Source organism: Carboxydocella sp. JDF658 (assembly GCF_002049395.1).
GTDB lineage: Bacteria > Bacillota.
Window position 1 is genome coordinate 63,920 of record NZ_BDLR01000001.1, and the last position, 9,645, is coordinate 73,564.

Annotated in this window: 12 protein-coding genes; 11 read left to right on the forward strand and 1 reads right to left on the reverse strand. The window is 51.8% G+C overall.

Annotated features, from left to right (window positions below; all coding sequences use genetic code 11):
- Positions 1-60: 60 nt before the first annotated feature.
- The 4 genes from minC to rodA all read left to right on the forward strand — a co-directional run bounded on the left by minC (position 61) and on the right by rodA (position 2,829).
- On the forward strand, positions 61-474 hold the full coding sequence (minC, locus tag JDF658_RS00340) for a septum site-determining protein MinC (protein ID WP_078666369.1): 414 nt from the start codon (positions 61-63) through the stop codon (positions 472-474).
- A gap of 23 nt (positions 475-497) precedes the next feature.
- Positions 498-1,292 carry a septum site-determining protein MinD gene (gene minD, locus JDF658_RS00345; protein WP_078666368.1) on the forward strand — a complete coding sequence of 265 codons (795 nt, stop codon included), beginning with the start codon at positions 498-500 and terminating at the stop codon, positions 1,290-1,292.
- 24 nt (positions 1,293-1,316) lie between these two features.
- Entirely contained in the window at positions 1,317-1,601 is a 285-nt protein-coding gene (minE, locus tag JDF658_RS00350) for a cell division topological specificity factor MinE (RefSeq protein ID WP_078666367.1), read from the forward strand.
- 94 nt (positions 1,602-1,695) lie between these two features.
- Positions 1,696-2,829 carry a rod shape-determining protein RodA gene (gene rodA, locus JDF658_RS00355; RefSeq protein ID WP_079906121.1) on the forward strand — a complete coding sequence of 378 codons (1,134 nt, stop codon included), beginning with the start codon at positions 1,696-1,698 and terminating at the stop codon, positions 2,827-2,829.
- Here rodA and JDF658_RS00360 read toward each other — a convergent pair.
- Positions 2,826-3,491 (reverse strand): GNAT family N-acetyltransferase, encoded by a 666-nt coding sequence (locus tag JDF658_RS00360; RefSeq protein WP_078666365.1) that lies wholly within the window; start codon positions 3,489-3,491, stop codon positions 2,826-2,828. The genes rodA and JDF658_RS00360 overlap by 4 nt on opposite strands.
- A gap of 41 nt (positions 3,492-3,532) precedes the next feature.
- Here JDF658_RS00360 and JDF658_RS00365 point away from each other — a divergent pair, with 41 nt between their 5' ends.
- The 7 genes from JDF658_RS00365 (at position 3,533) to JDF658_RS00395 (ending at position 9,275) form a co-directional block, all read left to right on the forward strand.
- Positions 3,533-4,390 carry a nitrilase-related carbon-nitrogen hydrolase gene (locus JDF658_RS00365; RefSeq protein ID WP_079906122.1) on the forward strand — a complete coding sequence of 286 codons (858 nt, stop codon included), beginning with the start codon at positions 3,533-3,535 and terminating at the stop codon, positions 4,388-4,390.
- A gap of 102 nt (positions 4,391-4,492) precedes the next feature.
- Positions 4,493-4,912 carry a ferritin family protein gene (locus JDF658_RS00370; protein WP_078666363.1) on the forward strand — a complete coding sequence of 140 codons (420 nt, stop codon included), beginning with the start codon at positions 4,493-4,495 and terminating at the stop codon, positions 4,910-4,912.
- A 201-nt stretch (positions 4,913-5,113) separates the two neighbouring features.
- A complete protein-coding gene (locus tag JDF658_RS00375; protein ID WP_375804184.1) occupies positions 5,114-5,896 on the forward strand; it encodes a sensor histidine kinase in 783 nt (260 codons plus the stop codon).
- Positions 5,889-6,599: a cytochrome c gene (locus JDF658_RS00380; protein WP_079906124.1), complete on the forward strand. Its 711-nt coding sequence runs from the start codon at positions 5,889-5,891 to the stop codon at positions 6,597-6,599. The genes JDF658_RS00375 and JDF658_RS00380 overlap by 8 nt, the downstream gene beginning before the upstream one ends.
- Complete coding sequence (locus JDF658_RS00385) at positions 6,596-7,507, forward strand: aromatic acid exporter family protein (RefSeq protein ID WP_079906125.1); 912 nt, start codon at positions 6,596-6,598, stop codon at positions 7,505-7,507. The genes JDF658_RS00380 and JDF658_RS00385 overlap by 4 nt, the downstream gene beginning before the upstream one ends.
- Before the next feature lie 58 nt (positions 7,508-7,565).
- Positions 7,566-8,390, forward strand: a complete 825-nt coding sequence (locus JDF658_RS00390) for a M23 family metallopeptidase (RefSeq protein WP_079906126.1) — start codon at positions 7,566-7,568, stop codon at positions 8,388-8,390.
- Positions 8,391-8,405: 15 nt separating this feature from the next.
- Positions 8,406-9,275, forward strand: a complete 870-nt coding sequence (locus JDF658_RS00395; RefSeq protein ID WP_079906127.1) for a M50 family metallopeptidase — start codon at positions 8,406-8,408, stop codon at positions 9,273-9,275.
- Positions 9,276-9,645 lie beyond the last annotated feature (370 nt).

Below are 9,645 nucleotides of genomic sequence, written 5' to 3' on the forward strand. Positions count from 1 at the left end.
AGCTATTTGGAGAATTTAAGTTATGTCCAGGAGGGAACATCTTGGGGAAGGACGGTTCACATGCGGGAATTCAATTTCCGGAACAACAGGCTTGATTCCAATATTAATCTGGGTTCGGAAGCCAGCAGGCCGACAATGTTGATTCATCGCACCTTGCGTTCCGGTCAGAAAATCAATTATGATGGCAATGTGGTGGTAATCGGCGATGTCAACCCGGGAGCAGAAATCATCGCTACTGGTGATATAGCGGTCATGGGCACCCTGCGGGGAGTGGTCCATGCCGGGTCCCGGGGGGATCAATCGGCAGTGGTTACTGCCTTTCGACTGATGCCTACCCAGTTGCGCATTGCTGATCAGATTACCCGTGCTCCTGATGAAAACTATCCGGAACCGACAGTCCCGGAAATGGCCTATATCAGGGATGGGCGGGTTGTGATTGAACAGTACCAGCCAAATCGGGAATTCAAACGCTAAAATACCAGTGAGGAGGAACAGGGATGGGCGAAGTAATAGTCATCACCTCCGGTAAGGGCGGAGTAGGGAAAACTACGACAACGGCCAATATCGGTACCGGACTGGCAGCTGTTGGCAAAAAGGTGGTACTGGTGGATACCGATATCGGTTTGCGTAACCTGGATGTTGTGATGGGCCTGGAAAACCGCATCGTTTATGATATTGTCGATGTGGTAACAGGCCAATGCAAGTTAAAGCAGGCCCTGATCAAGGACAAGCGCTTCGAGAACCTCTATCTGTTGCCTGCCGCTCAAACCAAGGATAAGACCGCTGTTAATGAACAGCAGATGCGGGCCCTGACCGCAGAACTGAAAGAGGAATTCGATTATGTTATTATCGACTGCCCGGCTGGAATTGAACAAGGCTTCAAGAACGCTATTGCCGGAGCTGAGAAAGCGATTGTAGTCACAAACCCTGAAGTTTCGGCAGTCCGGGATGCAGATCGCATTATTGGCATGCTGGAAGCTCATAATTTGCGGGAACCGGAATTGATTATTAACCGGATGCGGCCCAAAATGGTCAAGGCCGGGGACATGATTTCCATCGAAGATATGCTGGATATCTTGGCCATTAAGCTGCTGGGCGTGGTGCCTGATGATGAAAGCATCATTGTTTCCACCAACCGGGGCGAACCGGCCGTAACTGATCCCAATTCCAGGGCCGGACAGGCCTATCGCAATATCGTCAGGCGGATTCTGGGTGAAGATGTGCCATTGATGAATCTGGAAGAAAATGAAGGCTTGATGAGCAGACTGAAGAAATTAATCGGGATGAAATAGGCCAGGCGGAGAGGGGGAAAGAGAGTGTTTGACTTTATCAATAAACTGTTTGGAAGGGAAACCGCTGCCAGCAAGGATGTTGCCAAGCAGCGCCTGCAACTGGTGCTGGTACATGACCGGGCCAGCATTTCCCCTCAGATGCTGGAAGCCCTCAAAACCGACCTGATTCAGGTGATCACCAAGTATGTGGATATCGATGAACAGGCCCTGGAAGTGGCTTTTGAAAACACTCCGGACAACACAGTGGCTCTGGTGGCCAATATTCCGGTCAAGAGAATGAAACGGGGAGCTGTAGTGGGCGCTGAATAAGCGCTCTTTCTCTTTTTTTTGGCTAAAAAAAATGATAAACTGGGATTCAGGGAATAAATATACAGGATAGTAGTGAAGCTGGAGGTAAAAAACTTTGGATAGACGGTTGTGGAAAAATGTCGATTTTGTGCTGCTGGCAGTAGTTTATGCTATTATCATTTATGGCCTGGTTATCATTTCCAGCGCCACCCATGTCACCCAGGGCGGGGGTAATAACCCCTATCTGTATGTGGAAAGACAGGCGATCTGGGCGATTATCAGTACAGTAGCCCTGCTGGTGATGATGACCATTCATTATGAGGATTTGCTGCGGATGAGCAAGTACCTTTATGGTCTTAACCTGCTTCTCCTTTTACTGGTGGAGATAGCCGGGAAAGTGGGAGGCGGGGCCCAGTCCTGGCTAGGGTTTGGTTCAGTGGCCGTTCAGCCTTCTGAATTTGCCAAAATCTTTATTATTATAACTCTGTCCAATTTGCTGGCGCGCAAACAGGGGCAGCTCAACAGCTTCCGGGACCTGTTGCCGGTGGCTATCCATGTCGGGATTCCCATGTTGCTGATCCTGGCCCAGCCTGACCTGGGAACAGCCCTGGTGTTTATTGCCATTACCCTGGGCATGTTGTATGCAGCCGGCACCAGACCGCTGCTGCTGGTTATTATCATCATCACCGGTCTGACTCTGGCTATCGGGGGAGTGTGGGCCCATCTGCAGGGTTATATCCACCTGCCGCTGAAAGACTACCAGCTCAAGCGTTTGATTATATTCATCAATCCTGACCTGGATCCGGTGGGAGCTGGTTACCATGTACGGCAGAGCCAGATCGCTATTGGCTCCGGCGGTTTATGGGGCAAGGGGCTTTATCAGGGCACCCAGAACCAGCTCAATTTTCTGCCGGAACAGCACACCGATTTCATTTTTTCTGTGGTGGGGGAAGAACTGGGCTTTGTCGGGGCAGCAGGGTTGTTGATCCTTCTCTTTTTACTGGTATTCCGGGGCCTGCGCATTGCTGCCCAGGCCCGGGATATTTACGGAGTGACCATGGCAGCCGGGGTCGTATCCATGTACCTCTTTCATATTCTGGAAAATGTGGGCATGACTATTTCCATCATGCCCATCACCGGTATACCGCTGCCCTTTTTCAGCTATGGGGGCAGCAATCTCCTGGCCAATATGCTGGGTATAGGAATTTTGCAGAGTATTTATATGCGCCGGCAGAAAATCCTGTTTTAGGTCTGGAGGAAGGGGTTACGCCATTCCATTAACAGGCCGTAATTGCCTGATTCATCATCTTCCAGATAGTCGGGGACCAGGGCCAGGGGAGTACGGCCACATTTAAGGAGAAAAGTGATGACCGGGTCGGCAATTTTTCCTGCCAGTACCTGGTCGATATACTCCCGGGCACTAAGCTGGTCCTGGTAGTGATGATAACCTGGCAGGCGGCCACCTCCCACCAGCCTCTCTACCCCAAGGTGAACCACGGTGGCATACATGGCTTCCATCAGGGCCCGGCCAATTCCCGCTTTGCGCCAGCCGGGGCGGACACTGATATCCACTACATACAGGGCGTTACCCTGGGGATGAAAGGCGCCTTTGATATAGCCCTGGTCAGTAGCAGTGGCCCAGTTTTCCGGCTGGTCGGGATCAAACATGGTGCGAACGGCGGTCATGGACCCTACCAGCTGGCCATCGATTTCCGCACAGAGGGCGCCTGCGGGAAAGATAGTGACATGATTGGTCAATTGCTCTTCATTCCACCACAGTTCCGAGGGAAAAGGGGGCGGGAAACACTCCCGCTGGATGTCGATCAGCTGGGGAATATCAGCCAGGGTGTAATTGCGAATCACGAGCGGGCGAAAGCCCTGGTCAGTAGGGACCAGACGGGTTAGTTTCATGCTACCTGCCTCCTTAGTTTTAAAGTAAAGGGGAAAGAACGGTGAAAATCGCAGCAGTACAGTGGTTGATGCAGCCATTAACCTGGGCTGAGTTTGAGAAAAAGTATAGTCAGACGATAGCTTTTGCTGCCCAGAGCGGGGCCCGGCTGGTGGTGTTTCCGGAATATGTAACCGGGGGCTTACTGGCCCGGCATAACCTGAAACAGGAACGGGACCTGCCCTTTCACTGGGCAGAATACAGCCAACCCTTTCGCCAGCTGGTGCAAACCCTGGCCGAGGCTTATCAGATTGCGATCATTTCCGGCAGCCAGATAGAACGCCAGGGACAGGTCTTTTATAATGTCTGCCATTTGGCTGTACCCGGTAAAGGGCTATTGACCCAGGCCAAACTGCACCTGACTCCCTGGGAGCAGGAATACTGGCAATTGACTGCGGGAGAGGAGCTGGTACTGGCCAGCCTGCCAGACGCCACCGTGGGAGTGATGATTTGTTATGACAGTGAGTTTCCCACAGTTGCAGCAGCGCTGGCTGAGGCTGGGGCCGACTTGCTCTGTTGCCCCTACTGTACGGAAGATGAGGCCGGTTTCTGGCGCGTGCGCTACTGTCTGCAGGCCAGGGCAGTGGAATTGCAGCTAGGGGTGGTGGCCAGCCCTACCATTGGTTTTTTACCGGAAGTGCCGGGTTTGGAACAGCATCATGGCCGGGCGGCTCTGCTTACCCCCTGTGATCTCGGTTTTCCACCCCGGGGCATCCAGGCTGAAGGTCAGCCTGGCCTGGAACAGATCCTGATCGCGGAACTGCCTCTAGCTCAAATTCGGGCCAGTCGCCAGCAGGGCAGTGTCAGGCCCTGGGATGTGCGGCGCCAGGATTTAATGCAGCTACCAGTAAGGAAATTATAACATGATACCTGGGCTTTTGCCTATTTTTTAAAAGGGTGACACGCAAGAAAACCAAAAGGGATACACTGGATTAGCCGAAGATTTTGAGAGGAGGCTTATCCTATGTATCCTGCAATGGGTTGTCATGAATACCATGAACTGGCAACAAAAATTTATGAAGCCATAAAAATGGAACACACCGATGGCATGTACTATGACCAGCTGGCAGAAAAAGCTCCTACCGATGAGGCCAGACAGATTATTAAAAACATGGCCAGGGATGAGCACTGTCACGCTCACACTCTGGAAATGGTTTACAAAGAACTGACGGGAATGAATCCACCCCCTGAACCCCAGCCGCCCCAGGTAGGGGAATATACGGAAGCCCTGCGGCAGCGCCTGAAAGCGGAAACGGACGCAGTGGAATTTTATCGGGAACTGTATCTCGCAACTCATAACTATTATTTGCGGGATATTTTCTTCCGGATTATGAATGATGAAATTGAACATGCCCTGCGCCTCATTTATCTGCTGACCTTCTAACCGGTCCGATTGGACTATTTTTGGACTATTCTCAATCTGGCAAAAGGATTTTTCCCCCTGGGCAGGAATTACTGCCTGAGGGGGGTTTTTTATGACTACTAAGAAACGCATATTACTATTGACAGCTGCTGGTATTCTGATTATACAGGGGACTATTCTTGCCCTCATCAATATGGCCGGCCGGTATCAACTTTGGAACTGATGGATTTGAAATCTGGCAGCAGCACCTGGAGACAGCAGGAGCTGATTGCCCCTCTGCATGTGGGGCATTTTCCCATTGCTGCTCTCAAAATCCAGCTGGATGCCAGCCAGGCAAGTAAAAACCGCCGGGAACGCCTCCTGGTTCTAGCTGTTCTGGGATTAGTTTCCTCTCTGATGGTGCTGGCCTTGATTGCCTGGTTTTTAAAGCGGCTGGAGGAAAAAAACCGACTGACAGCACAGCTGGCCTCCTTAAGCCAGCAGCTCTTGACCTATAGTCAGCTAAATCAGCAGCTGGCCGGCCTGCTGGCGGATTTTGCGGCCCTGGCCGGTTGCTCCGGGCTGGCGGTAGCTGGTAAAATGGAAGATGATAACTGGGACTGGCTTATATCAAAGGGACTTTTGACCTTTCTCCGTTCCTATGGGCAGGAATTTGGCCGCCGTCACGGCCTGCAAGTGGAGCTCCATCATTCCGGCCAAGAACCCCGGCTGCCGGCGAAAGCCTATCAACAGGTGGTACGGATTGTGCAGGAAGCCCTGCATAACGTGGCCAAACATGCCCGGGCCAGCCGGGTGGATATCAGCCTGGGCTGTGCGGAACAGCGCTGGTGGTTGATGCTGGCTGATAATGGCCAGGGCTTTGACCTGGAGCAGACCGGAGCCAACTCCTACGGGCTTTCCATTATGGCAGAGCGGGCAGCAGAAGCCGGACTGGAATTTACCATTGAAAGTGAACCAGGACAGGGGACTGTAATACGCCTGGCCGGGAGGTGGGAACATGAGTAATACCCTTTTTCTGCAACTGGCCCTGCTTTCCCTGGCCATTGTACTATTAAACAGCCTGGTTTTTCTTGGATTTGCTTTGTTCGGGAAAGATAGAAAACAGATCTTCGGTCTGGCCATGCTGATTCTGTCCCTCTTGCCCCTGGGGGCTATTGGCTGGCAGCTGTACCAGGGATTGGAACTGAAAGCCATGGTCCGGCCCCAAACTCCTTCCTTCAAGGATGGCAGAGAGGTGCTGGAACACTTTTGCCTGAACTGCCATCGCTGGCAGGGGCAGGGGGGAGAGATAGCTCCCGATCTCTCCCAGCTTTTGCGGGATTACACACCGCAGCGGCTCAAGCAATTGTTGAAAAGGCCAGCCAACCAGCTGATGGTGAGTGTACCCCTGGGGGAAGAAGAGGCCCAGAGGCTGATGGAGTACTTCCTGGAGCAAGGGCTGCTGCAGGGCAAAGATAGGACGGCTGAGACGGAAAACCAGCAAATACCTGCTATTTTTCGCGATAAGCAATGTTTACTCTGCCATCGTTTGGACGGGACAGGAGGGGAAATTGGCCCTGATTTGCGAGAAGCCTATCAGCGCAATGGTGCTGCCGGGCTGAAAGCCAAACTTTCCGGGAGCGGGCAGTCCCAGGGGATGATGCCTGTCATCCCGTTAACGGAAAAGGAAATGGCAGAAATGATCAAGTACCTGGAGGCGAAACAGTGATCGGTAAACGGATTATTAAAACAGCAATAGCTGCAGCGCTGACGATGGTTGTAGCCCGAATTTTTCATCTGGATTATCCTTTTTATGCGGTAATCGCTGTTATTGTCGTCATGCAATCAACTCTGGGCAGTTCCCTGGATGCGGGCATCAACCGCCTGCTGGGAACAGTGGTAGGTGCCATTACGGGGGCGCTGGCTGCCATCAGCCTGGGCAGCACTCCCTGGGCCCTGGGCCTGGGGCTGCTGGTGACCATTTATCTCTGTAATCTCCTGGGGCTGGTGGAATCCATCAGCATAGCCGGGATAGTTCTAACAGCAGTAGTGCTGGAACAGGCTACTCACCCCTGGCTTTTTGCCTGGGGAAGATTTCTCGATACTATGATGGGTATTTTTGTAGCCTGGCTGGTCAATGCCCTGTTATGGCCACCACGCCTGGAGAAAGTGGTACGCACCCGGTTGAGTGAAGTATTACTGGAGATGGCAGAACTTGTGCAGCAGCTGGCAACTACAACAGGGCAAGGAGAAGAAGCCGGGTGGAAACAATGGCGCCAGCTGGGGGAGAAAATCAGCAGCACCTGGCGTTTCTGGCAGGAAAATCGGCGGGAAATGGAACAAAAACTGCTGGGAGATGACCACTGGCAGCTCTGGTTTGATACCGTGGAAAGCATCTATCATAATTTGCTCATTTTGCAACGGATTGGCCTGTGGCCGGAAGGGCAAGTTATTCTCAGGGCAGTCGGAGAAGAACTCAGACAGGCTGCCAGGGCCATTGCCGTAAACCAGCGCCCCGGTCTCAAGTCAATAGATCTTCGCTATTTGGCGGAACAAGCGGCACAGGCTGATGGGACTACAACGACCCTGGGCTGGCAGACTTTACTGCAAATTGCCCGTGACCTGCAAAAATTGTAATAAAACAGGACTGGCCCCCATATTCATTATTGTGAAATGAAGATGGGGGTGCTTGTTTATGCGCTATAAACGCAATGAACAGGGCTGGCAGGAAGAAATAGAGGAAAGGGAAAAGTTCTACTGGGCCCGCCCGGAGGAACGCTATTACCGGCAACAGCCAGGGCGCAGAAGCTCTGGTATTTTCACCTGGAGCGGCGGTTTTGGTCCGCAGCGTCCCTGGTACCAGCGTTTGCTGGCCAACAGGCTTTTAATTCAATCGATACTGGCCCTCCTGATTTTTGCTGTAGCCATCGGAGTTAATGACCGGCAGGATCCCCTCAGCCAGGGGGCCAGTGCAGCTATCAGGTATCTGCTTAACACTGATACTGAACTGGAACCAGTACTGGGGCGCATCGTCAAGGTGGTGCTAAGCGGTGAATTTAACGAATGGCCGACATTAACTGCCCTAACTACCAAACCTGAGGAGACTAAACCGGCCGTAAGCAACCAAACCTTTGTGCTTCCCCTTTCCGGTCAGATCAGCAAAAAATTTGGCTGGGTGATGGAGCCCAACAGTGATTATCCCAGATTCCACCAGGGGATAGATATTCTGGCTCCGACAGGGACGGAAGTGAAGTCTGTTCTGGCCGGTACTGTCACTAAAACCGGCGAGGACAGGGTTTATGGCAAATATGTAATGATCAAACACGATGAGATCTGGAGCAGCTATTATGCCCATCTGGATGAAATCAAGGTAAAAATGGGAGACAGGGTAGAGGCAGGCCAGGTCATCGGCACAGTGGGTCAAAGCGGGGTGGCCGATACGCCCCATTTGCATTTTGAGCTTTCTGAGAAAGGGCAGGTAATTGACCCCCTGGAGAAACTGGGGAAAGACAACATCTAGCCGGGAGGGATACAGATGCGCTTCAGGATCAATCCCTGGTTTCTGGCCCTCCTGGCCTTCTATTTTTTTACCGGGCTGTTGTACAAGGCTTTGCTGGTTTTTTTGCTGGTAACAGGCCATGAGCTGGCCCATGCTCTCGTAGCAAGGCTGCTGGGGATTCGAGTCAGAGAGATAGAGCTGTTGCCGGTAGGTGGAGTGGCACGCCTGGAAGGCCCTCTGGAGCTTAAGCCATTTACTGATATTATAATAGCTGCTGCCGGGCCAGCCTTTAATTTTAACTTGCTGATTCTGTTCTTCGCAGGCCAAAAGCTGGGTTTACCCCAGGGGGTGGACTATGATTGGCCTGGCCTGCAATACTTCTGGCGAATTAATGTATTGTTGCTGGTATTTAATCTTTTGCCTGCTTTACCCCTGGATGGGGGGAGAATCCACCGGGCACTACTGGCCACAAAATTAGGATTGAAACGGGCAACTGAACTGACGTTATATCTCAGCAGTGGACTGGCTTTGAGCCTTATGCTACTGGGCCTGGTTGGCCTTTATCTGGGCATAACCGGTCTGGATTTCTTTTTGGTGGCCTTTTTTCTTCTATATACAGCTCGGAAGGAAAAAGCCTCTACACCCTATTTAATCTGGAGAACGCTTCTGGAAAGACACCGAATCGAGCAAAATCTCATGCTGGCAGAAGGCCAGGTGCTGGTAGCAGGTTCGCAGTTAACGGTACTAGAACTGGTGGAAAAATTGCGGGCAGGCGGATACAATCTGGTGTGTGTAATTGATGAAGAAGACAGCTGCTGTTACTGGATAAAGGAACACGAGTTATTGGATATACTGCTAAATGGTGAGGGAGAAACACGGCTAAAAAAAATCATAAAAAGGTGTTGACAGATGAATTTAAGATGTGTTAATATAAGCAAGCGCCCGGCAGACAGTACTGCAGGGCGCGAGAAAAATAAAAACTTGTTGTTGACAAAAACGCTGCCGATGTGATATTATAACTAACGTCGCTGATGCGAGGTTCGAAGTTGGATGTTCGAGGTTCGAATCCGGGAAGCGGTCATACTGAGGTTGATTAGAGGCGAGTAGTACAAGGAAGCTGCGACGGAGCCACCGGAGGCGTACTGGAGGTACGTCGAGGACCTCGACGCAGACGGCAACGCAGTCAGACGAAGCTTATAAAAAACCGAACAGATCCTTGAAAACTGAACAGGATGTTCTACACCGTAAAACGGACTCGTCAGTTTCACGAGTAACT

Excerpts from the sequence above, each read along its gene's own strand:
- minC (WP_078666369.1), top strand. The coding sequence starts at position 61 with ATGCGGGAATTCAATTTCCGGAACAACAGGCTTGATTCCAATATTAAT.
- minD (WP_078666368.1), top strand. The coding sequence starts at position 498 with ATGGGCGAAGTAATAGTCATCACCTCCGGTAAGGGCGGAGTAGGGAAA.
- JDF658_RS00360 (WP_078666365.1), bottom strand. The coding sequence starts at position 3,491 with ATGAAACTAACCCGTCTGGTCCCTACTGACCAGGGCTTTCGCCCGCTC.
- JDF658_RS00370 (WP_078666363.1), top strand. The coding sequence starts at position 4,493 with ATGTATCCTGCAATGGGTTGTCATGAATACCATGAACTGGCAACAAAA.
- JDF658_RS00375 (WP_375804184.1), top strand. The coding sequence starts at position 5,114 with ATGGATTTGAAATCTGGCAGCAGCACCTGGAGACAGCAGGAGCTGATT.
- JDF658_RS00380 (WP_079906124.1), top strand. The coding sequence starts at position 5,889 with ATGAGTAATACCCTTTTTCTGCAACTGGCCCTGCTTTCCCTGGCCATT.
- JDF658_RS00390 (WP_079906126.1), top strand. The coding sequence starts at position 7,566 with ATGCGCTATAAACGCAATGAACAGGGCTGGCAGGAAGAAATAGAGGAA.
- JDF658_RS00395 (WP_079906127.1), top strand. The coding sequence starts at position 8,406 with ATGCGCTTCAGGATCAATCCCTGGTTTCTGGCCCTCCTGGCCTTCTAT.